21 protein-coding genes and 1 other RNA gene are annotated in these 21,129 nt (G+C 62.8%); 12 read left to right on the top strand and 10 right to left on the bottom strand.

Annotation, left to right across the window (positions count from 1 at the left end):
- Nucleotides 1–54: 54 nt before the first annotated feature.
- Nucleotides 55–858, bottom strand: coding sequence for an inositol monophosphatase family protein (locus VOI22_RS12225; RefSeq protein ID WP_323796756.1), 804 nt, complete (start codon nucleotides 856–858; stop codon nucleotides 55–57).
- Nucleotides 859–932: 74 nt separating this feature from the next.
- Nucleotides 933–1,499, bottom strand: coding sequence for an elongation factor P (gene efp, locus VOI22_RS12220; protein WP_323796755.1), 567 nt, complete (start codon nucleotides 1,497–1,499; stop codon nucleotides 933–935).
- 333 nt (nucleotides 1,500–1,832) lie between these two features.
- Here efp and VOI22_RS12215 point away from each other — a divergent pair, with 333 nt between their 5' ends.
- Genes VOI22_RS12215 through VOI22_RS12205 form a run of 3 tightly spaced genes read left to right on the top strand, consistent with a single transcriptional unit; the run spans nucleotide 1,833 to nucleotide 2,852 of the window.
- On the top strand, nucleotides 1,833–2,201 hold the full coding sequence (locus VOI22_RS12215; protein ID WP_323796754.1) for a hypothetical protein: 369 nt from the start codon (nucleotides 1,833–1,835) through the stop codon (nucleotides 2,199–2,201).
- Nucleotides 2,194–2,562, top strand: a complete 369-nt coding sequence (locus VOI22_RS12210; RefSeq protein WP_323796753.1) for a helix-turn-helix transcriptional regulator — start codon at nucleotides 2,194–2,196, stop codon at nucleotides 2,560–2,562. The genes VOI22_RS12215 and VOI22_RS12210 overlap by 8 nt, the downstream gene beginning before the upstream one ends.
- Nucleotides 2,562–2,852: a hypothetical protein gene (locus tag VOI22_RS12205; protein ID WP_323796752.1), complete on the top strand. Its 291-nt coding sequence runs from the start codon at nucleotides 2,562–2,564 to the stop codon at nucleotides 2,850–2,852. The genes VOI22_RS12210 and VOI22_RS12205 overlap by 1 nt, the downstream gene beginning before the upstream one ends.
- A 41-nt stretch (nucleotides 2,853–2,893) precedes the next feature.
- Here the strand turns inward: VOI22_RS12205 and thiE are convergent, their stop codons facing one another.
- From thiE to tkt, 4 genes are all read right to left on the bottom strand, one after another.
- The gene (thiE, locus tag VOI22_RS12200) at nucleotides 2,894–3,538 is read right to left on the bottom strand and encodes a thiamine phosphate synthase (RefSeq protein WP_323796751.1); all 645 of its coding nucleotides are present in this window, start codon (nucleotides 3,536–3,538) and stop codon (nucleotides 2,894–2,896) included.
- 76 nt (nucleotides 3,539–3,614) lie between these two features.
- On the bottom strand, nucleotides 3,615–4,544 hold the full coding sequence (locus VOI22_RS12195; RefSeq protein WP_323796750.1) for a class I fructose-bisphosphate aldolase: 930 nt from the start codon (nucleotides 4,542–4,544) through the stop codon (nucleotides 3,615–3,617).
- A 27-nt stretch (nucleotides 4,545–4,571) separates the two neighbouring features.
- A complete protein-coding gene (gene gap, locus VOI22_RS12190) occupies nucleotides 4,572–5,579 on the bottom strand; it encodes a type I glyceraldehyde-3-phosphate dehydrogenase (RefSeq protein WP_323796749.1) in 1,008 nt (335 codons plus the stop codon).
- 66 nt (nucleotides 5,580–5,645) lie between these two features.
- A complete protein-coding gene (gene tkt, locus VOI22_RS12185) occupies nucleotides 5,646–7,664 on the bottom strand; it encodes a transketolase (RefSeq protein WP_323796748.1) in 2,019 nt (672 codons plus the stop codon).
- 297 nt (nucleotides 7,665–7,961) lie between these two features.
- Between tkt and VOI22_RS12180 the strand changes: the two genes are divergently transcribed.
- The 5 genes from VOI22_RS12180 to VOI22_RS12160 all read left to right on the top strand — a co-directional run bounded on the left by VOI22_RS12180 (nucleotide 7,962) and on the right by VOI22_RS12160 (nucleotide 10,141).
- Nucleotides 7,962–8,183, top strand: coding sequence for a hypothetical protein (locus tag VOI22_RS12180; protein WP_028467687.1), 222 nt, complete (start codon nucleotides 7,962–7,964; stop codon nucleotides 8,181–8,183).
- 4 nt (nucleotides 8,184–8,187) lie between these two features.
- Nucleotides 8,188–8,520, top strand: coding sequence for a cell division protein ZapA (locus tag VOI22_RS12175; RefSeq protein WP_323796747.1), 333 nt, complete (start codon nucleotides 8,188–8,190; stop codon nucleotides 8,518–8,520).
- A gap of 13 nt (nucleotides 8,521–8,533) precedes the next feature.
- Nucleotides 8,534–8,689: non-coding RNA, 6S RNA (gene ssrS, locus VOI22_RS12170), on the top strand.
- Nucleotides 8,690–8,717: 28 nt separating this feature from the next.
- On the top strand, nucleotides 8,718–9,329 hold the full coding sequence (locus tag VOI22_RS12165; protein ID WP_323796746.1) for a 5-formyltetrahydrofolate cyclo-ligase: 612 nt from the start codon (nucleotides 8,718–8,720) through the stop codon (nucleotides 9,327–9,329).
- On the top strand, nucleotides 9,326–10,141 hold the full coding sequence (locus VOI22_RS12160) for a TIGR00282 family metallophosphoesterase (protein WP_323796745.1): 816 nt from the start codon (nucleotides 9,326–9,328) through the stop codon (nucleotides 10,139–10,141). Before VOI22_RS12165 ends, VOI22_RS12160 begins: the two co-directional genes overlap by 4 nt.
- 10 nt (nucleotides 10,142–10,151) lie before the next feature.
- On the opposite strand, the gene VOI22_RS12155 is transcribed toward VOI22_RS12160, so the two are convergent.
- Nucleotides 10,152–10,994: an isocitrate lyase/phosphoenolpyruvate mutase family protein gene (locus VOI22_RS12155; RefSeq protein WP_323796744.1), complete on the bottom strand. Its 843-nt coding sequence runs from the start codon at nucleotides 10,992–10,994 to the stop codon at nucleotides 10,152–10,154.
- 226 nt (nucleotides 10,995–11,220) lie between these two features.
- On the opposite strand from VOI22_RS12155, the gene VOI22_RS12150 reads away from it, so the two are divergent.
- The 3 genes from VOI22_RS12150 to VOI22_RS12140 all read left to right on the top strand — a co-directional run bounded on the left by VOI22_RS12150 (nucleotide 11,221) and on the right by VOI22_RS12140 (nucleotide 17,080).
- Nucleotides 11,221–12,642 (top strand): M20 family metallopeptidase, encoded by a 1,422-nt coding sequence (locus VOI22_RS12150; RefSeq protein ID WP_323796743.1) that lies wholly within the window; start codon nucleotides 11,221–11,223, stop codon nucleotides 12,640–12,642.
- Between the two features lie 158 nt (nucleotides 12,643–12,800).
- Nucleotides 12,801–13,922, top strand: a complete 1,122-nt coding sequence (locus VOI22_RS12145; protein ID WP_323796742.1) for an efflux RND transporter periplasmic adaptor subunit — start codon at nucleotides 12,801–12,803, stop codon at nucleotides 13,920–13,922.
- On the top strand, nucleotides 13,919–17,080 hold the full coding sequence (locus tag VOI22_RS12140) for an efflux RND transporter permease subunit (protein WP_323796741.1): 3,162 nt from the start codon (nucleotides 13,919–13,921) through the stop codon (nucleotides 17,078–17,080). The genes VOI22_RS12145 and VOI22_RS12140 overlap by 4 nt, the downstream gene beginning before the upstream one ends.
- 43 nt (nucleotides 17,081–17,123) lie before the next feature.
- Here the strand turns inward: VOI22_RS12140 and VOI22_RS12135 are convergent, their stop codons facing one another.
- The 3 genes from VOI22_RS12135 to VOI22_RS12125 all read right to left on the bottom strand — a co-directional run bounded on the left by VOI22_RS12135 (nucleotide 17,124) and on the right by VOI22_RS12125 (nucleotide 20,238).
- Nucleotides 17,124–18,566, bottom strand: coding sequence for an anion permease (locus tag VOI22_RS12135; RefSeq protein WP_323796740.1), 1,443 nt, complete (start codon nucleotides 18,564–18,566; stop codon nucleotides 17,124–17,126).
- Nucleotides 18,567–18,655: 89 nt separating this feature from the next.
- Nucleotides 18,656–19,597 (bottom strand): sugar kinase, encoded by a 942-nt coding sequence (locus tag VOI22_RS12130; protein WP_323796739.1) that lies wholly within the window; start codon nucleotides 19,595–19,597, stop codon nucleotides 18,656–18,658.
- Nucleotides 19,594–20,238, bottom strand: a complete 645-nt coding sequence (locus VOI22_RS12125) for a bifunctional 4-hydroxy-2-oxoglutarate aldolase/2-dehydro-3-deoxy-phosphogluconate aldolase (protein ID WP_323796738.1) — start codon at nucleotides 20,236–20,238, stop codon at nucleotides 19,594–19,596. The genes VOI22_RS12130 and VOI22_RS12125 overlap by 4 nt, the downstream gene beginning before the upstream one ends.
- A gap of 131 nt (nucleotides 20,239–20,369) precedes the next feature.
- Between VOI22_RS12125 and VOI22_RS12120 the strand changes: the two genes are divergently transcribed.
- On the top strand, nucleotides 20,370–21,128 hold the full coding sequence (locus VOI22_RS12120; RefSeq protein WP_323796737.1) for a phytanoyl-CoA dioxygenase family protein: 759 nt from the start codon (nucleotides 20,370–20,372) through the stop codon (nucleotides 21,126–21,128).
- Nucleotide 21,129 lies beyond the last annotated feature (1 nt).

Below are 21,129 nucleotides of genomic sequence, written 5' to 3'. Positions count from 1 at the left end.
ACCGCCTTAGCGGTGTCGCGGTCAGTTCTCTTCAGATCATGCTTTCGATTTTGGTCAGGCCTTCGTCGCGTCCCGCAGCACTTTCAGAAGCCTGCCGTGCACCTGGTCGTTGGCGGCAACGACCTCGCCGGATTCCAGAGCCTTGTCGCGGTTCCGGTAATCGGTGCAATAGCCGCCCGCTTCCTTAACGATCAGCAGGCCCGCTGCAATATCCCACGGGCTGAGGCCGCGCTCCCAATAGCCGTCATAGCGCCCGGCCGCCACATAGGCGAGGTCGAGCGCGGCTGCACCGAGACGGCGCACGGAGGAGCAGCGGGTCATCACCGCTTCTAGCTGCTTCAGGTAGAACTCGTGATCGGTGCCGCGGAGGGTCGGAATGCCGGTGGCGAAAACGCTGTCCTCAAGGTTTCGGCGTGCCGAAACACGCAGGCGGCGGTCGTTCAGGTACGCGCCCTTGCCCTTTTCGGCCCAGAACAACTCGTCCCGGGTCGGCTCGTAGATTATGGCGGAGACGATCTCGCCGGCTTCCTCAAGCGCGATGGAAATCGCGAAATGCGGGATGCCGTGCAGGAAGTTGGTGGTGCCGTCCAGCGGATCGATGATCCAGCGCCGCTTCAGCTCGTCCTTGCTCTCGATCTCGTTGCCTTCCTCGAGCAGGAAGCCGTAATCGCGCCGGGCATATTTCAGCATATCGACGATGGTGTTTTCCGCAGCGGTATCGGCGTTGGAGACGAAATCGGCCGGGCCTTTTTTCGAGACCTGAAGCTGCTCGACCTCGTTGAAGTCATGCAGCAGCTGGCGGGTCGCCTTCATGGCGGCCTTCACCATCACATTGATTGCGGGCGAACGGGTCGCCATGGTCTCTCCAGTTCAAACAGGGTCAGGGCGATGCGGGCTATCCCGGCATCCAGCCGTGGTTTTTTGGGCCAGCCTTAATCTTTGGCGCGTTCGACGTAGGTGCTGTCTTCGGTCCGCACGACAACGCGGGTGCCGCTTTCGATATGTGGCGGCACCAGGATCTTCACGCCGTTTTCCAGCATTGCCGGCTTGTAGGAGGAGGAGGCGGTCTGCCCCTTCACCACAGCGTCGGCCTCGACGATTTCGAGCACGACGGTTTCCGGCATCTGCACGGAAAGCGGCTCGCCTTCATGGCTTTCGATCTGCACTTCCATGCCGTCCTGCAGGAACACCACGTTATCGCCGAGCAGGTCCTTTGAGATCTGGGTCTGCTCGTAGGTCTCGTTGTCCATGAAGGTCAGCAGTTCGTCCTCGGCGAAGAGGAACTGGGCTGGACGCTGCTCAAGGCGGACACGCTCGACCTGCTCGTCGGCACGGAACCGCTCGTTCAGCTTGGTGCCGGACCGGATGTCCTTCAGTTCCACCTGGTTGAAGGCGCCGCCCTTGCCGGGTTTCACGGCCTGGGTCTTCATGGCGACCCAGAGGCGGTCCTTGTGTTCGATGACATTACCAATGCGGATGGCGTTACCGTTGATTTTCATATCTCTGTCCGTCGAGCTGTCGCGGTGTCCGGCGTCGCGCAAAACCGCGCGGACGCACACTGAGTCAGGTGCGGCGCGCTTTTATCAGGTTGCGGGGGCGGTGTCTATTGATGGGGACAATGCAGGTGGTTTGAGGGGGGCGCTTTTTCTTTCGCGCCGGAATTTAAAGTGAAAAATTCTCGGGTAGCGTGGGTAAATCTAAAATTGTACGCTTTTAGCGGGAGATCGTGGTGAAGGGGGAGTTAATGACGTTCGATTGCGAAAACATGAATATATGCTTGAAGTTATATGTCTCCAGGGGTATATTTTGGGTGCGCCTCGTCGGAGGCTCGAATGAGTGAGAAGCGTTCTGTTGAACCGGTGCCCGAATTTCGTGCGCAGGTTCGCGAAGATTTCGTGTCTCCGTCCGTGGACTGCGTCGCTGGCGCCTATTTTTTGCTCGAAGAACTCGAGGAACGTGATCCGGATTTGGATGAAAGATGTGGGCTGTTGGCGAACTGTTATGAAATTTTCGCCCTGGCGATCCCGAAATGCTCGGAATACGCGCTCGTCGTGTCCTTGGATATTTCCGGCGACCGGCCGTGGCCCTGTGTGGTCCATGGCCTGTTGCGCCGCAACTCGTCGGCCTGTGATGCTGGTCGGCGCCGGGCTACGACCCATTTTAAACTAATCAACCCAAGCTGGGAGTCGTCGCATGGCTAAGAAAGATTTCAAATCGGACATTCTCGATCTGCGTCCGGACGCGCGCCATGTGGTTAAAGGCCATATTGAGAAGCGCAATCTCGCGAAGTACAACTTGGCGATGGCACTGCGGACGCTGCGCGAGAAGCGGAACATGACACAGAAGGATGTTGAGGCCGCATCCGGCCTGCCGCAGCCCGCGATCTCGCGGCTGGAAGCGCCGACCGGGTCCTTACCCACCTTGGAGACTGTGCTGAAGTACGTAGTTGCATGTGGCGGCCACATGCAGTTCAGCTTCTCCGAACAGGAGTTCGATCTAGACGAGGAGAGCCCTTCCGCTGCTGCCGCTGCTGCCGAGGTGATTCACGCTGTAGCCGTCTGATGTCGGCAAGCGACATTCAATGGTGGCTCAACCTGATGTCGCTGGTGGGCATCGCGGTCCTCGCCGTTCCGGTCTGGTCGCTCAATTTCCGCCGCAAGAAGCTTCAGAAAGTACAGGACGCACTGTCGCACGACCCGGCCTCCTTCAGGAATGAGGTGAAAGACATTCTGTTGGACAAGGGCAACCGGGATATCACCACCTGGCGGCCGGTCGACGAGGTTTGCCTGATCGTCGGATATCTTTTGCTCCTCGGAAGTTCGGTCCTGAGACTATTCGCTCCTGTCGCCTGACCAAACTGGGTTCACGGCAGGCCGTTCCTGGATTCGATCGTTTAGGCTGCGCCTGCGAACAGCCCGTTGAACGCCTTCACTGCCGCCGCCGGCCCTTCCGGGTGCTTCCAGACCGCCGTAATCACGCAGAGAAAGTCCGCGCCCGCCTCAATTAGCGGCTGCGCGTTTTCCAGATTGATACCGCCGATGGCAACACAGGGGATGGTGGAGACGGCGGCCCAAGTCTGCAGCGTCTCGATTTCGGCGTGATGCAGGATTTCCTTGGTTTCTGTCGGGTAGAACGCGCCGAAGGCGACGTAGTCGGCGCCGCCTTCCGCTGCTTCCATCGCCAGATGCAGGGAGTTATGGCAGGTCACGCCGATCATGGCCTCGTCGCCGAGAATGCGGCGGGCTTCTTTGTAGGGAGTGTCCTGCTGGCCGACATGGACTCCATCGCAACCCGTCAGCAGGGCAAGATCCGGGCGGTCGTTCAACAGCATCGGCACGCCGCGTTCGTGGCAGATCGGCAGAAGCGTTTCCGCGGCCCGCTTGATCTCGTCGTCGGAGACTTCCTTCAGGCGGAGCTGCAGGCAGGCGACCGGTCCGGCATCAAGGGCGGCAGCGAGGTCTTCCGCAAAGGCGTCGATCTCGATCTTCGGCGGGGTGATCAGGTACAGCTCGCAGCGCGGCTCGGACTTGGCGGACATCGTTTTTGCCTCTGGATGTGAAAACGGCGCCCGCCCTTTCGAGCGGGCGCCGCGTCTAAGCGGTATGGGGCGAGGTTTACGCCTTGCCCTTGTAGATGTCGATGATGGTGTTCAGCATCGACATGGCTTCCTCGCGCGGACGCTGGAAGGTGTTGCGGCCGATGATGGAGCCGTTGGCCCCGCCGTCGCGCAGACCGCGGATCTCGTTGTAGAGACCGTCCAGATCCTTCGCTTCGCCGCCGGAGAAGACGACGATGCGGCGGCCGTTGAAGCAGGACTGCACAACATGTTCGATGCGCTCGGCCATGGTGCCGATGGCGATCTTGTTGGCTTCGTAGGACTTCTTGGCGGCGTCCAGCTCAAGATGCTCGGTCGGCGGCTTCACCTTGATGATGTGGGCGCCGAGCAGGGCGGCCATGTGGGCGGCATAGGCGCAGATATCGACCGCCGTTTCGCCCTTCTTGGTGAGATCGCCACCGCGCGGATAGGACCAGACCACGACCGCGAGGCCGTATGCCTTGGCTTCTTCAGCCATTTCCCGGATCTGCCCCATCATCTCGAAGGCATTGTCGGAGCCCGGATAGATGGTGAAGCCGATGGCGGAGCAACCGAGACGCACGGCTTCCTGCACGGAGCCGGTGATCGCCTGGCTCGGCCCGTCCTTGTCGCGGGCGAGGCTGTTGGAGCTGTTCACCTTCATGATCGTCGGGATCTGGCCCGCGAAGGTGTCTGCACCGGCCTCGATCATGCCGAGCGGAGCGGCATAAGCGGAGAGACCGGCATCAATTGCCAGCTTGAAATGGTAGTGCGGATCATAGGCATCCGGGTTCGGTGCGAAGCTGCGGGCCGGGCCGTGCTCGAAGCCCTGGTCGACCGGCAGGATCACGAGCTTGCCGGTGCCGCCCAGCTTGCCCTGCATCAGGATGCGGGCGAGGTTGGCTTTCGTGCCCGGGCAATCGCTCTCGTAATTATCGAGGATACGCTTGACGCGTTGGGTGATTTTCATCGCCTTCGGTCCTTCTCTCTCAAGTTTCTAGAGGGTCGCCGCAACCGCTGCGGTGGTGTCCAGCATGCGGTTGGAGAAGCCCCATTCGTTGTCGTACCAGCTCATCACGCGGACCAGCTTGCCTTCGACCACCTGGGTCTGGCCCAGATCGAAGGTGGAGCTGTTCGGGTTGTGATTGAAGTCGATGGAGACCAGCGGCTCGTCATTGGTGCCGAGGATGCCCTTCAGCTTGCCATTGGCAGCCTTGACGATGGCGGCGTTGACTTCCTCGACACTGGTCGCGCGCTTCGGCACGAACTTCAGGTCGACGAGGCTGACATTGGCCATCGGCACGCGGACGGAGGTGCCGTCCAGCTTGCCCGCCAATTCCGGCAGCACCAGGCCGACAGCCTTGGCGGCGCCGGTGGTGGTCGGGATCATCGAGCTGGCTGCTGCGCGGCCGCGATAGAGATCCTTGTGCATGGTGTCCAGCGTCGGCTGGTCACCGGTATAAGCATGGATCGTGGTCATGTAGCCATGCTCGATGCCGATGGCTTCGTTCAGCACATAGGCGACCGGGGCAAGGCAGTTGGTGGTGCAGGAGGCGTTCGAGATCACCGTGTGTTCGGCGGTGATCTGGTCGTGGTTCACGCCATAGACGACGGTAAGATCCACACCGGTGCCCGGAGCGGAGATGATGACGCGCTTGGCGCCGGCCGCGAGGTGCTTCGCTGCGTCTTCACGCTTGGTGAAGAGGCCGGTGCATTCCAGCACGATATCCACATCGAGTGCCTTGTGCGGCAGGTTCGCCGGGTCACGCTCGGCAGTCACCTTGATCTGGCCCTTGCCGTAATCGATGGTGTCTTCGCCAACGGTCACGTCGAACGGGAAGCGGCCGTGATTGCTGTCCCACTTCAGAAGATGCGCGTTGGTCTTGACCGGACCCAGATCGTTGATGGCGACGACCTTGATGTCATCCCGTCCGCTTTCCGCGAGTGCCCTCAGAACCAGACGGCCGATCCGCCCGAACCCGTTGATGGCAACATTGACGCTCATCAGATTTCCTCCAGATTTATCATTCTCGTACAAGAACGCCGCCCCGATGGGGCGGCGCAGATGGGATTATCCCAGACGTTTTTTGACCTCGGACACGACGGCATCGCTGGTGATGCCGAAATGTTTGTAGAGGTCGCCAGCTGGCGCGGATGCGCCGAATGAGTTCATGCCGACGAAGATACCGTCGAACCCGATCAGGCCGTCCCAGCACTGCTGGATACCCGCCTCGACCGCGACCATGAGTGTGCCGGAGCCGAGCACGGCTTTGCGATAGTCGGCGTCCTGGGCCTTGAAGCGCTCCATGGACGGCATGGAAATCACGGCCGTGGTGACGCCGTCGGCTTCCAGGGTTTTCTGCGCCTCCAGGGCGATTTCGATCTCGGAGCCGGTGGCGAGGATCGTTACCTTGCGATCACCGGAAGCGTCGGAGAGCACGTAGCCGCCCTTGGCCGACAGGTTCTCCGAGGTGTCACCGCTGCGCACCGTCGGCAGACCCTGACGGGTCAGCGCGAGGATGGACGGGCGATTCTCATCCTGCAGCGCGGCGAGCCAGCATTCCGCCGTCTCGATCGCATCCGCCGGGCGGAACACGTTCAGGTTCGGGATGGCCCGGAGCGCCGCCACATGCTCGACCGGCTGGTGGGTTGGGCCGTCTTCGCCGAGACCGATGGAATCATGGGTCATGACATAGATGACGCGCAGGCCCATCAGGGCGGAGAGCCGGATCGAGGGGCGGCAATAGTCGGTGAAGACCAGGAAGGTGCCGCCATAGGGGATCAGGCCGCCATGCAGGGCCATGCCGTTCATCGCGGCGGCCATGGCATGCTCACGCACGCCGTAATAGATGTAGTGGCCGCCATAGCTGCCGGCGCTGACCGCATCCTGTCCGCCAACCTTGGTATTGTTGGAGCCGGTCAGGTCGGCCGAGCCGCCGACCAGTGCCGGGATCGCCGGCTGCAATACTTCCAGCGTCTTCTGGGAAGCGACGCGGGTGGCGAGTTTCGGCTTTTCTTCGCCATGCTTGGCGATCAGCTCCTTGATGGCTGCCTCGGCACCGGCGGGCAGCTTGCCGGACAGAGCCGCGTCGAAAGCCTTCCGGGTTTCGGCCTCGGCCGTGTCGTAACGCTGGGTCCAGGCAATATGAGCCTCGGCCCGGTCGGCGCCGATGGCGCGCCAGGCTTTCAGTACGTCCGCCGGAATTTCGAACGGCGCGGCGCTCCAGCCGAGATTTTCGCGGGCACCGGCGATTTCGTCGGTGCCGAGCGGGGCGCCGTGGGAGGAGGACTTGCCTTCCTTGGTCGGGGCACCGAAGCCGATCTTGGTACGGCAGGCGACCAGGGACGGGCGGTCGTCCGAACGGGCGGCTTCGATGGCGGCGGAGACTGCCTCGGCATCGTGGCCGTCGACCTGGCTGACATGCCAGCCATAAGCTTCGAACCGCATCAGTTGATCGTCGGAGACCGACAGATCGGTAGAGCCGTCGATGGAGATGCCGTTATCGTCGAACAGCACAACCAGCTTGCCGAGCTTCAGGTGGCCGGCCATGGAGGCGGCCTCGTGGCTGATTCCTTCCATCAGGCAGCCATCGCCGGCGATGACGTAGGTGTAATGATCGACCAGGTCGTCGCCGAAGCGGGCATTGTTCATGCGCTCGGCAAGCGCCATGCCGACCCCGTTGGCCAGACCCTGGCCGAGCGGGCCGGTCGTGGTCTCGACGCCAGCGGTGTGGCCGTATTCCGGATGTCCCGGTGTTTTCGAGCCGAGCTGGCGGAAATTCTTGATCTCGTCCAGCGTGACATCTTCGTAGCCGGTCAGATGCAGCAGCGAATAGATCAGCATCGAGCCGTGGCCGGCCGACAGGATGAACCGGTCGCGGTCCGGCCAGTTCGGTGCCTTCGGATCGAAATTCAGGAATTCGGAAAACAGCACGGTCGCGACGTCGGCCATGCCCATCGGCATGCCGGGATGGCCGGACTTGGCCTTTTCCACCGCGTCCATCGAAAGGGCGCGGATCGCATTCGCGAGCATATCGTGCGAAACGGCGCTTCCGGTACCGTCGCTTGCATCAGAAGATGTCGTGTTCATGAGCGTCAATCGGGTTCGGCGGCGCCCTTCTCCGGAACAGGGCCGGACGGGAGGCCGCAACTGATGATCGGGGCGGGCGCAGTAACACCGTCTCAGCCCCTTAAAAGGCGCGGTGAAAATGCCGTCCCACCTCGCGCGCGTCAACTCTGTAGTTCATGTGGGCTTTTCCGGCTCGGTGAGGGCGGCGGTCGGGGCCGCTTAAAGGGCGCGCGTTGACGCCTTGATATCCGGCTTTGTATGCTTCTGCCGCCGGGCGCGTGATGCCCGGAATCCAAAGTGTTGGAAGGATCGGACCGGATGTCCCGACTCGACGAAGCCGCCGCCCGTCTGGAAGCCGCCATTGAGCGGCTGGATACGGCCGCTCACCATGCGGTCGAACTCAGTTCCCGGTCGGCCGAGCTGCAGGCCGAACTCGATGCGGCGAAAAAGGAATATGCCGAACTGTCCAAGGTCACCGATGAGGTCAGCGAGAAGCTGGACAAGACCATCGGCCGCCTGAAATTCGTGCTGGAAGGATAGTTCATTGGCCCAGGTCGAAATCACCATCAACAGCAAGAATTACCGGATCGCCTGTGAAGACGGTCAGGAAAGCCGGATCGCCAGCCTCGCCAACATGGTCGATTCCCATGTGAAGGATCTGGTCGGTCAGATCGGTCAGATCGGCGATACGCGGCTGCTTGTCATGGCCTCCCTGCTGATAGCGGACGAACTCGTCGATCTGCGCGAGATCGAGCGGGAAGTCTCCACGGAGGGGGGCTCCGTGTCCCTCGGCGACGGCGAGGAAAAGATCGTCTCGGCCCTCAATGCGATGGCCGGACGGATCGAGAGCATTGCGGACCAGCTGGAACGCGCCTAGATATACCCGTGGACGGTGGCTGCGCGATTTGTCAGGTCACACAATCCCTGGGGCTATAATCGATCCTTCGGGAGCTGTCTCTGGCGGGGCCTTGGCCTCGTTATGCGGCGCCCACCTGCTTTGCAGGCCACAGAGGGTTACAACGGCCAACGGTCGAGGTGGCGCCGTCCGCATATCTCCAAAAATGAAAGCCGCTCGTGCCTGCATCCACGCCCCTCAATGACACGCTCGCCGCCGATAAAGCGGCCCTGCGCAGTGAGATCGAGGCAAAGCGCGGTATCGCGCACGATGCGTTGAGCGAAACTGCCGGTGCCGCGATCCGGGATCATTTCCTCGGGATTGCCCTGCCACCCGAAGCCACTGTTATCGCCGCCTACTGGCCTTTCCGGACCGAGATTGACCCGCGCCCGCTGATGCTGGCCCTGCATGCGCGCGGCTACCGCATCGTGCTGCCGGTCGTCGTCAGGAAAGCCGCGCCTTTGAAATTTCGTCTCTGGGGACCCGGTGCGACCCTGGTGAAGGCAGGACTTGGCGGTCTTGTGCCTGATGTCGGTGCACCGGAGCTTGAGCCGGATCTGCTGCTCGTTCCGATGCTCGCGTTTGACGATACCGGTTTCCGCCTCGGCTATGGCGGCGGGTTCTACGATCGTACGCTGGAACGGCTGCGCGGGCTGAAGCCGGTACGGGCTGTCGGCGCCGCCTACGAGGCGCAGCGGGTTCCGGCAGTGCCGCGCGATGCCACGGATCAGAGACTGGACGCCATGCTGACCGAGGCAGGCCTTGCCGATTTCGAAGGATCTCCCGCATGAGAGTGCTGTTTCTCGGTGACGTCGTCGGCCGGTCCGGGCGCGAGGCGGTACAGAACCACCTGCCTGAATTGCGCGAGCAGCTTGCCGTCGATTTCGCCATCGTGAATGGCGAGAATTCCGCCGGCGGTTTCGGCATCACGCCGGATATCGCCGAGGCACTGTTCGATGCCGGCGCGGATGTCATCACCACCGGCAACCATGCTTTCGACAAGCGCGAGATCCTGACCTATTTCGACGCTGAGCCCCGTCTGCTGCGTCCGGCCAACTATCCAGCCGACACGCCGGGCAAGGGCAGCGGTCTGTTCCCGACGGCGGATGGCCGGCATGTGCTGGTCGCCAATGTCATCCTCCGGCTGTTCATGGATACCAGCGATGATCCGTTCGTTGCCGCGGAGAAGATCGCCGAGGAATGCCCGCTCGGTTACGGCGCCGACTTCATCTTCATCGACATGCATGGTGAGGCGACGTCGGAAAAGCTGGCGCTAGGCCATTTCCTCGATGGCCGGATCAGCGCCATCGTCGGCACGCACACCCATATCCCGACCGCCGATCACATGATCCTCCCGGGCGGGACGGCCTATATGACCGATGCCGGGATGTGCGGCTCCTATGAGGGCGTTATCGGCATGCAGAAAGAGGCGCCGGTCGAGCGGTTCCTGTCTAAATGGGGACGGCCCCGGCTGGAAGTCGCCGAAGGCCCGGCGACGGTCTCCGGCCTGCTGATCGAAAGCGACGATGCCACCGGCCTCGCCACCCGCGTGGCCCCGGTTCGCCTTGGCGGTCTGCTCTCCGAGGCATTTCCGGACTTCTGAGCCGCTCCTTTTATTGCTCGGCCGTGCGCTTCTCCGGCGACATCAGACTGGCGACCTCCGCATCCTGCATGGCGTCTTCCGCGTAGGTGAACGTCCCGCCGGTGAGAACTTCTTCCGCAGCCCGTTTCAGGGCGCCGAGGGCGGCACGGGCGAAAGAGCCGCCGACGCTGATCCGGCGCACACCGGCATTCGAGAGCTCCTCGACGGAGAAAGACCGGCCTTTCAGACCCATCACCACATTCACCGGTTTGTCGACGGCTCGGCAGACGGTCGCAATGGCGTCCAGATCGGGCAAACCCGGTGCGTAGAGAACATCCGCTCCGGCTTCCGAGAAGGCTTGCAGCCGGTCGATGGTGTCTATCAGATCCGGCTTGCCCCAGAGATAGTTCTCGGCCCGCGCCGTGAGCAGGAACGGGCGGCCTTTTGAGGCTTCCGCCGCTGCTCTGACTCGTTCCGTGGCTTCAGGCAAATCGTAGATCGGTGCATCGGGATCGCCGGTTGCATCCTCGATAGAGCCGCCGACCAGTCCGATGCCGGATGCCAGCCTTATGGTCTCCGCGCATGCCTCCGGCGCAGCACCGAATCCGTCTTCAAGGTCCGCTGAAACCGGCAGGTCCGTTGCCGCGACAATAGCCGCCGCATTGACCAGAATTTCCTCCCGGCTCAACCCGGCGAAGGAATCCCGTTTACCGACGGAAAAGGCGTATCCCGCGCTGGTCGTCGCCAGGGCGGGGGATCCCAGATGCGTGAGAATGCGGGCCGAGCCGGCATCCCATGGATTTGGCATGACGAAAGCCCGGTCCCCGAAATGCAATGACCTGAATCTTTCGAATTTATCGTTCTGTGACTGCATTTTCTCCTCCCGGCTGGCGGCGATCGTGATTATCATATATAGAACAAAAAGTGAACAAAAATGTCCAGGATATACACTCTGTGGTGCGTGCGACGCACTTGACCCGATAGCGGCTCCGGCGCATCGTTTCGGTCCTTCCAAGTGACCCTTGCACTGCCCTGCTCAGAAATTCCCCGCCTTTCCGAGCCTGCATCCGGTCGAGAAAATGCGTCCAGGAGAGACCGCCATGTCGAATGCTGAATTGATCTGGGATCTGGTCGATGAGCACCGCGAGGAGTTCATCGGGCTCGCGGACCGGATCTGGGGCATGCCCGAGATCTGCTACACCGAATATCGCTCTGTCGAGGAACACCGGACGATGCTGGAACAGCAGGGCTTCCGGGTGACCGAGAACGTCGCGGGTATCCCGACCGCTGTGATGGGCGAGGCCGGTGAGGGCGGCCCGGTGATCGCTATCATGGGTGAATACGACGCGCTCCCGGGCCTCAGCCAGGTCGCCAATATTGCCGAGCCGCAGGAAGTCGAGCCCGGCGGGCATGGCCATGGATGCGGGCATAATCTGCTTGGGTCCGCCGCTATGCTGGCGGCCGCCGGTCTGAAGGACTGGCTGGAGAAGACCGGCACGCCGGGCCGGGTGCGGTATTACGGCTGCCCCGCCGAAGAAGGCGGAGCCGCCAAGGGCTTCATGGTCCGGGCAGGCGCCTTTGACGATGTAGATGCGGCCGTCACCTGGCATCCGGCCGGTGTGACCAAGGTTCAGGTTGCGAACTCGCTCGCCAATACCCGGATCGACTTCTCCTTCACCGGACGCAGCAGCCACGCGAGCTCGGCGCCGCATCTCGGCCGCAGCGCGCTGGATGCGGTCGAACTCATGAATGTGGGCGTCAATTACATGCGCGAGCACATGACCCCGGATGCACGTATCCATTACGCGATGCTGGATTCTGGCGGGGTAGCTCCGAACGTGGTGCAGGGCTTCGCCAAGGTGCGCTATGCCGTTCGGGCGGGAGAGCTGGCCACCATGCAGGCGCTTGTCGAACGGGTGAAGAAGGTCGCCGAGGGCGCCGCGCTCATGACCGAGACGAGGGTGACAGCCCAGATCGTCAGCGCCGTCTCGAACATGCTGGATAACGAGCCGATGCGCCGGACCATGTACGAGAACATGCAGCGCCTCGGCCCGGTTCCCTTCGATGCTGACGACCGGAAATATGCCGCCGCAATCCAGGCGACCCTCTCGCCGGAAGATATCGGCAGCGAATATCGCAAGGCCGGAGTCGAGGAACGGGAAGACACGCCGCTTTGCGACTTCGTCGTGCCATTCGATGCGAAAGGTGTCTCCATGCCCGGATCGACGGATGTGTCCGATGTCAGCTGGGCGGTGCCGACCATCGAGGCACGGGTCGCCACCCATGCCATCGGCACGCCGGGGCATTCCTGGCAGATCACGGCCCAGGGCAAGGCACCCGCCGCGCACAAGGGCATGATCTATGCCGCCAAAGCGATGGCCGGAACTGCTGTCGATCTGGTCCGCGACGCTGACTTGCTGGCTGCCGCGAAGGCGGATCACGCCGCTCGCACGGCCAAGACACCCTATGTCTGCCCTATCCCGGCCGACGTGCAGCCGCCGCTTCAGCCGCGCCCTGAATAACAAGACCGGAATAGACCGGCGGTGAGCTGGCCGTGCGAGATTTCGCGGCCAGCTCTTTTCACAGACCTCTTCGCTGCTGAATAGACAAAGCCCGACGGAGAACTAAACTCCTTGGCATCGCATTCGGATGATCCGATGCGCGGAACAGGACGGTTCGGATGAGCGTGACGCGTCAATTGCTTGTAGTGCTTTTCGGCGCCGCCGTTCTGGCCGGCGGATGGTTTTATTTCGGGTCCGCTCCCGGCAGCAAGGGTGAGGGCGGCGAACAAAGCGCCGGCAAGAAGAACCGAGCGGCAGCCGTTGTCGTCGCCGATGTGAAATTCCTCAAGGAGAGGTTCCGGACCGAGGCTGTGGGAACGGCGCGGGCCTACCAGTCCGCGCGGCTGCATCCGGTTGCGAGTGGGCGGGTGACCGAGATGTCGGTTGCTACAGGCGCCAAGGTGAGCAAGGGTCAGGTTCTTCTCGAACTGGACCGCAAATCGGAGACGCTCGCCGTCGATCTGGCCCGTGTCCGCCTCGAGGCGGCGCAACGGATCGCCGAGCGTCTTGGCAAGCTCCGCAGGAGTGGTGCCACCACCCAGGCCGCTCTCGACGACGCTGTGACGGCGGTCGACGCTGCCCAGATCGAGCTTGAGCGAGCGCAGGTTGCGCTTGAGGATCGTTTCATCCTGGCGCCCTTCTCCGGCCGTATCGGCATGACCGAAGTCGATGTGGGTGACCGGGTGGACACCAGTACCGAAATCGCGGCTCTTGACGACCGGTCGTCCCTGCTCATTCGCTTCGAAGTGCCGGAAGCCCTGCACGGCAGGATTGTTGTCGGCGACCCGATCGGCCTCGCCCTTTGGGGCGGGGAATCGGGACCGATCGAAGATGGCACAATCTACGACACGGGAAGCCGGATCGACGAAGCGACCCGGACCTTTGTCGTGCGCGCACGCATACCAAATTCTGATGACCGGTTTCGCCCCGGTATGAGTTTCCGGGTCACGCTTGATGTCGAGGGGCCGGAACGTGCCAGCGTGCCCGAGGTTGCAATCCAGTGGGGCGGTGACGGATCCTTTGTCTGGGCGGTTTCCGATGGCGTCGCCAGGCGCCTGCCTGTCTCCATCGTGCAGCGGCAGGCGGCGACCGTCCTGCTCAACAGTGCATTCAAGCAGGGCGACAAGGTCGTGACCCAGGGGCTGCATCGCATGCGAGAGGGGACGAAGGTCGAGATCCTGCCGGGGGGCGGCCCCGAAGCCGCGCCGGTCAAGGCGTATCAGGACGCGACCACATCATGACGACGACCGACACCCCGTCAGCGCCTCCTTCATCGTCACAAAACGATCTGCCTTCCATCAGCGTTCGCCGTCCCTGGCTCGCGCTGGTCCTCAATCTTCTCATCGCGCTTGCCGGTGCCGCGGCGATCATGGCGGTGGAAGTGCGCGAGCTGCCGAATGTCGATCGGCCCGTCGTATCCGTTCGCGGCATTCTCGACGGCGCCTCGCCGGAGACCATGGACAGCGAGGTGACAAGTCTGGTCGAAGGCGCGGTCGCCCGGGTCAATGGCGTGAAGCGTATCCGCTCCTCGAGCGAGGAGAACAATTTCCGGCTGCATGCGGAATTCAGCCCCTCGGCTGATCTCGATGTTGCTGCGTCCGATATCCGCGAGGCGGTGAGCCGGGTCGAGCGGGAGCTGCCGGCGAATGTCGAGCAGCTGACTGTCATCAAGGCCGATGCGGACGCGAGCCCGGTGATGCGGCTTGCTGTATTCGGGCATGGCCTGACGGAAGAGGAACTGACCCATGTCGTTGAAACGGATGTCATCCCGGAGCTGATCTCCATCGACGGCGTTGCGGACGTTACCCAGTACGGGGACCGGGCGCGCTTGCTGAGGGTCGTGCTCGACCCGATGCGGCTGAGCGCTTTCGCGCTGTCCGTCGCCGATGTCATTGCCGTGCTTAAGAGCGCTCCGTTCGATATCCCGGCGGGCAGCTTCGCATCGACGGATCAGGAACTGCTGGTGCGTGCGAATGCGACGGTGGAATCGGCGAGAGAGGTCGAGGACATCATCATCCGGGGCGCGGTCCGGATCGGGGATGTGGCACAGGTCTTCTTCGGGCCGGAAGATCCCGAGAGCCTTGTCCGGGTCAATGGCGAGGAGGTGATCGGCCTCGGCATCATCCGGCAGGCGCAATCCAATACCATCGAGATTTCGGAGAATGTCGCCAAGGCCATCGCCGGTTTGAACCGGCGGTTCGACAAGATCGAGGTCATGGTGACGTCGGACGACGCACTCTTCATCGAGGGGGCGGTGTCGGAGGTTCTGTTCAGCCTGTTGCTCGCGGTCTTGATCGTCATCGTGACGCTCTGGGTCTTCCTCGGCTCTCCCGCAGCGACGCTGATCCCGTGCGTTTCCATCCCGGTCGCGCTGGTCGGATCGGTTGCCGCGATCTGGGCCTTCGGCTTTTCGATCAATATCCTGACATTGCTGGCGCTGGTTCTGGCAACCGGCCTGATCGTCGATGACAGTATTGTCGTGCTTGAGAACATCCAGCGCCGCCGCGCCCAGGGGCTGGGTGGCCGGGCTGCGGCCGTTCTCGGCACGCGCCAGGTCTATTTCGCGGTGATCGCGACAACCGCCACCCTGATCTCCGTCTTCGTGCCGATCTCCTTCCTGCCGAGCACGGCCGGACGGCTGTTCCGCGAGTTTGGTTTTGTCCTCGCCATCGCGGTGATGATCTCGTCTTTCGTGGCGCTTACGCTGGTGCCCGCACTTGCGGCACGGCTCGCGGATGCGGCCCCCGACCGCCTTGGGCTGCGAACAGCGATGGGGCGGATCGGGGATTATTTCGCCCGGTTCTACGGCGTGACCCTGAGGGCGGCCCTTTCGGCTCCGATTATTGTCATCGCCGCCTCGCTGGCTCTGGCTGGTGGCGCCTGGCTCACCTTCAACAGTCTCGATCAGGAATTGCTGCCATCGGAGGATCGCGGGCGGATCTATATCCGCGGAGATGGTCCGGATGGTGTCGGCCTCGAATACAGCAACAAGCAGGCCGACCTGATGGAGGCCATCCTGCAGCCCTATGTCGATAGCGGGGAGATCAGCTCGATTTTCACCATCGTCGGCCGCTGGGACCTCAACCGGACCTTCATCTCCGCACCGCTTGCACCGTGGGGCGAACGCAGTCGTTCGCAGCAGGAAATCCTGTCCGAGATCCGCAAGCAGATGAACCAGATCCCGGGCGTCCGGGTTCGGGCCTACAGCCCCAACAGCCTCAATCTCCGCTCCGCCGGGGGCGGCGTCGAAGTGGCGCTCGTGGGCAACGATTATCTGCGGCTCTATGAAGTTGCGAAGACGCTGGCGCGGGCCATTGAGGACCGCCTGCCGGACCTGTCCGACGTGCGGATTTCCTATCAGCCGACCCAGCCGCAGCTTTCGATCAATATCGACCGCCGCCGGGCCTCCGATCTTGGTGTCAGTCTGGCGGATCTCTCGGATGTTCTGCGGGTCACCATCGATGGGATGGAAATCGCCGATCTGAACGTGCGCGACGAATCCATCCCGATCCGCCTTGAGGCCATGGGCGGCGCGATCGACGACCCGACCGATCTGACGAACCTCTATGTCCGGACCAGCCAGGGCAAACTCATTCCGATTTCCAGTCTGGTCACCCTGAAAGAGGAAGGCGTGGCGGCCGAGCTGGACCGGCATGTCCAACGCCGCGCGGTGGAGCTGGATGCGGATCTCAAGCCCGGCTTGCCTCTGAGGGATGCCATTCTTGACGTTCAAAGGCTCGCGGACGAGATTCTGCCGGACGATGTGAGCCTGATCCTGCTTGGCGAAGCTGAGGCGCTTGAGGAAACCTCGCATGAGGTCGCGATCACCTACGCCATTGCGATGATCGTGGTGTTCCTCGTGCTGGTAGCCCAGTTCGAAAGTGTCACCAGTGCCGCGATCGTCGTGCTGACCGTGCCCTTCGGGATCGCCGCCGCGATCTATGCGCTGCTGCTGACGGGGACCTCGGTCAATATCTACAGCCAGATCGGTCTGGTCATGATGATCGGGCTGATGGCGAAGAACGGCATCCTCGTGGTCGAGTTTGCGGATCAGCTTCGCGACCGCGGCTTCGGTGTGCGTCAGGCGGTCGAACGGGCGGCCCTCGTTCGCCTCCGCCCGATCGCCATGACGATGATCTCGACCATTCTAGGCGGCCTGCCCCTGATCCTGAGCACCGGTCCCGGCGCCGAGGCGCGGAGCGCCATTGGCTGGGTCGTGTTCGGCGGCCTCGGGCTGGCGGCGGCCTTCACCCTCTACCTGACACCGGTGATCTACATCGCGCTCGCCAGTCTGTCCTCGGCCCGTGCCGATGCCGCCGACAAGCTGGAAAAGGAATTGAAGCACGCCCATGGGATTGCCGATGTCGCAGAAGCAGAGGCAGAGCAGCCGGGTCAATGATTGACCGGGCTGTTTCAGAGCTTTGGCAGGGCTCTTCGGATATTCAGAGAAACTGGTTGATGATCCAGAACAGGGCGGCGGAGATCAGGCCGGCGGCGGGGAAAGTGATGGCCCAGACCGCTAGAATGCGGATGGCATCATCGCGCCGGATCAGCATCCGTTGCTTCTTCTGCTCCGCGCCTTCTTCCAAAACCTTCTGGACCTGCTGGCGCCGTGCGATGAATTCGCGATAGATCCCGATCCCGAAGATGGCACCGACAGCGATCTGCGTGGTGCTGACAGGCAGGCCGATCCAGGAGGCGGCGGTAACGGTCGACGCCGTTGCCATGGCAATCGCATAGGCCCGTACCGGGTTGATCTTGGTGATGCGGGTGGCGACGACCTTCACCATGCCGGAGCTGAAAAACAGCAACCCGCATGAAAGTCCGAGCGCGCCGAGCACAAACACCCAGATCGGGATGTCCAGCGAGAGACTGAGGTCGGACGTCTGCTGTACATGCAGGATGGCGGTGACCGGTCCGGCGATGTTGGCGATGTCGTTGGCGCCATGGGAGAAGGCGAGAAAGCCGCCGGCCACGATCAGGGGCACCCGGAACAGCGCCTGTACGGTCTGGTTCCGGTTGGCCAGCCCCATCGAACTCCGGCGGATATAGGGCCCGGATATGACCAGCGCGGCGATGAAGGCGCCCAGCACGGCTGTGGTCAGGACCGGAGTGGTCGGGGTCCAGACATTTGCCAGGCCCTTTGCGATCAGGAAGAGCGTGAAGAGGGCGGCCATGGCGGCGATCAGGATCGGAATCCAGGTGCGGGCGGCTCTCACCTTGTTCTGCACGCCGAGCAGTTCAGACCTGATAAAGGCAAAGATCAGAACGGCGGCGCCGGCGCTGGCCATCGGGGAGAGGAACCAGCCGAGCGTGATCAGGGAGATTTCCGGCCAGACGACGGCATCAACACCGATCGCGAAGACCGCTACGCCCACAATCCCGCCGATGATGGCGTGGGTCGTCGAGATCGGCGCCCGGAGAATGTTCGCCGCATTGATCCAGAGGGCGGCGCCGGTCAGGGCCGCGAGCATGCCAATGACGAACTGCACGGGGTCCTGCACCGTATCCTGATCGACGATGCGATAGGCGATACGGCCGGCAACATGCTGCCCGGCAAACAGGGCGCCGGCGGTCTCGGCCACGGCGGCAAGCAACAGGGCGGCTCCAAGCGGCAGCGCCCGCGCGCCGACCATCGGTCCGACGGAATTTGCAACATCGTTCGCGCCGACATTCAGGGCCATATAGCCGCCGACGAGGGCCACGCAGGCCGAGAAGACAGCATCCTGAGGCGTGCCGAACAGGTAGCCGATGAGCAGCGCTATGCAGGCAAAAACGAGCGCGATCAGGCATTGCCGGAAGGACAGCGTGACCGGCTTGCCGATGACGCCGCCAATCGTGCCTTGTCCAACGGCTTTTTGAAGATTTGAGCTGTCAAATTGCATGTGGTCAATCCGGTGTACGCTACCCGTTTACGCGAAGCGGGAACGTCTGGATGCCATATTATGAGTCAGGGGAACGGTGAGGAAAAGCACTAGTCGACAGAAGTCTGTTCAGAGGGGCGGGCCAAGGCTGCCTCGACCTCCGGCCGTCGCGGCATCGGACCGACCGCGCCAAAGCCCCGCGTCGACAATGCGGCCGCCATATTGGCATGACGCCCGGCCGTGAACGGATCGCCGGTCCGGAGATATTCGGCCAGAAAGCTGCCGTCGAATGTATCTCCGGCTCCGGTGGCATCCTTGGCGTCGGCCGCGTGTCCCGGGAGCCGCTTGCGGTCCGAGGCCGTGGCGATGAGGCAGCCTTCTTCGCCGAGAGTGAGGGCGACAGTTCCCGCGCCGAGACCAAGATAGAAATCCGCAATGGCATCGGGATCGCTCTTCCCGGTCAGAAGGGTTGCGTCGTCCAGGCCGGGCAGGGCGATGTCGGCCTCTGCCATCGCGGCATGGGTCATCGCGCGGGCCCGGTCCAGCGGCCAGAGCTTCAGCCGCAGATTGGGGTCGACCGAGATCTTGACGCCCGCTTCCTTCGCAAGCGTGATCGCCGCGAATACCGTGTCAGCGGCATTGTCGGAAATGGCCATGCTGATACCGGAGAGGTGCAGGACCTTGGCGTCCCGGATCATGCCGCGCGGCAGAAAACCCGGCGTCATCAGGCTCGCCGCCGAACCGGCGCGGTGATAGCTGAAGCGGTGCCCGTCCGGGCCGTGCGTGACAAAATAGATCCCGGTATGACCGTCCGCGCAGGTCTCGACCCCGCGTGTGTCGATGCCTTCGTCTTCCCAGAGCTGCATGAAGCTCTCGCCGAAGCCGTCGCGCCCGATCCGGGTGAGGTAGCCGACGGACGCGCCCTGCCGGGCTGCGGCGACGGCCACATTCGACGTGTCGCCGCCATGGCCTGCAAGATAGCGCTCGTCCGGCTGCTGATTGAATTCCAGCATCGGCTCGCCGAGGCAGAGTAGCTCCGGGAACTTCATCATCCGTGAAGCATCGCCAGCGCACGGGCGGCGGCTTCCCTGACCGGTCCCGGATCGTTCGCCTTCAGGGCATCGACGGGAACCAGCTCGCCACCCATGCCGAGGCAGAGTGCTCCGGCATCGAGATAGGCCTTGGCTGTGTCCGGCGAGACGCCACCTGTCGGCATCAGCGGAATTTCAGGGTAGACGGATCTGACCGCCTTGAGGAAGCCGGGGCCGCCGCATTCCCGGGCAGGGAAGATCTTCACGACAGCCGCACCGGCTGCCCAGCGTGCCTCAATCTCGCTCGGTGTTGCGGCGCCGGGAAGATAAGGCACTCCGGAGCGGGCTGCGGCTTCTCCGACCCCGGGTGCGGCACCGGGGGAGACCAGAAAGGCGGCGCCCGCATCCACGGCGGCTTTCGCCTGTTCAGGCGTGCGCACCGTTCCGGCACCGATCAGCGCGTCAGGCGCTGTGCGGGTGAATGTCTCGATCACGCGATGGGCGTCGGGAGTGGTGAAGGTGAGTTCCAATGCCTGCAACCCGGCTTCAAGCAGCCATTCGCAGGCACGGATGGCCAGATCGGCACTTGGCGTCCTGATCACGGGCACGATCTTGAGCGCGGCAAGCCGAACGCGCAGTGCTTCCTCCCGACTTTCCGACATGCCCCACCTCCCATTTTTATTTTGCGTGAGTCTCTACGATTCCAACAGTCAGGACAAGTGGATCGCGGCCCCTACGGGACAAAGAGAACGGGTGGCGCTAGGCTGTTGGGAAAACAGATTGGGAGGAAGAAATGCTGAGCTCCGATCAGGCCGCCCGCTATAACGAGGACGGCTACGTCATCCCTGATTTTCGTCTCGGCGCGGATGCGCTGGAGGAGATCAAGGCCCTGCATGCCGCTTTGCTGGAACGGCATCCGGAGTTCAGGGATTACTGTTCTGCTCTGCTTGATTACGAGCCGGCTTTCAGGAAGTTCGCGGAGAGTCCCGAGATCCTCGACATGGTCGGCCAGCTCATCGGGCCGGATATCGCGCTCTGGAACATGAGCTTCTTCGCCAAGCCGGCCCATGGCGGCAAACGGACGCCCTGGCACCAGGACGGCGAATACTGGCCGATCCGGCCGCTCGCGACCTGCACAGTCTGGCTTGCCGTCGACGAGGCGACACAGGAGAACGGCTGCCTGAAGTTCATCCGTGGTTCGCACAAGGACCAACGCCTCAAGGCGCACAGTCGAACCGACGCGACCGATGTAACCCTGAATCAGGAACTTGACCCGGCTGCCTATGACGAACGTGAGGCGGTCGATCTGGTGTTGAAAGCCGGGCAGCTCTCGCTGCATGACGTTTATCTGCTGCACGGCTCGGAGGCGAACCATTCGGACAAGCCGCGCCGCGGCATGACCATGCGGTTCATGCCGACGACGAGCCTGTTCGATCGCGAACTGGCAAAGCGCAAATCCGAGACCCAGAAGATCCGCGACCAGTCAGGGCAGAAGGTCTTCCTTATGCGGGGCGAAGACCGGACGGGCCGCAATCTGTTCGAGAATGCCTGAA

Origin of the sequence: Nisaea sp. (assembly GCF_034670185.1) — a bacterium.
Classification (GTDB): Bacteria; Pseudomonadota; Alphaproteobacteria; order Thalassobaculales; family Thalassobaculaceae; genus Nisaea.
The sequence above is the reverse complement of the archived record's forward strand: the minus strand, read 5'-3'. Positions and strand labels throughout refer to the sequence as shown.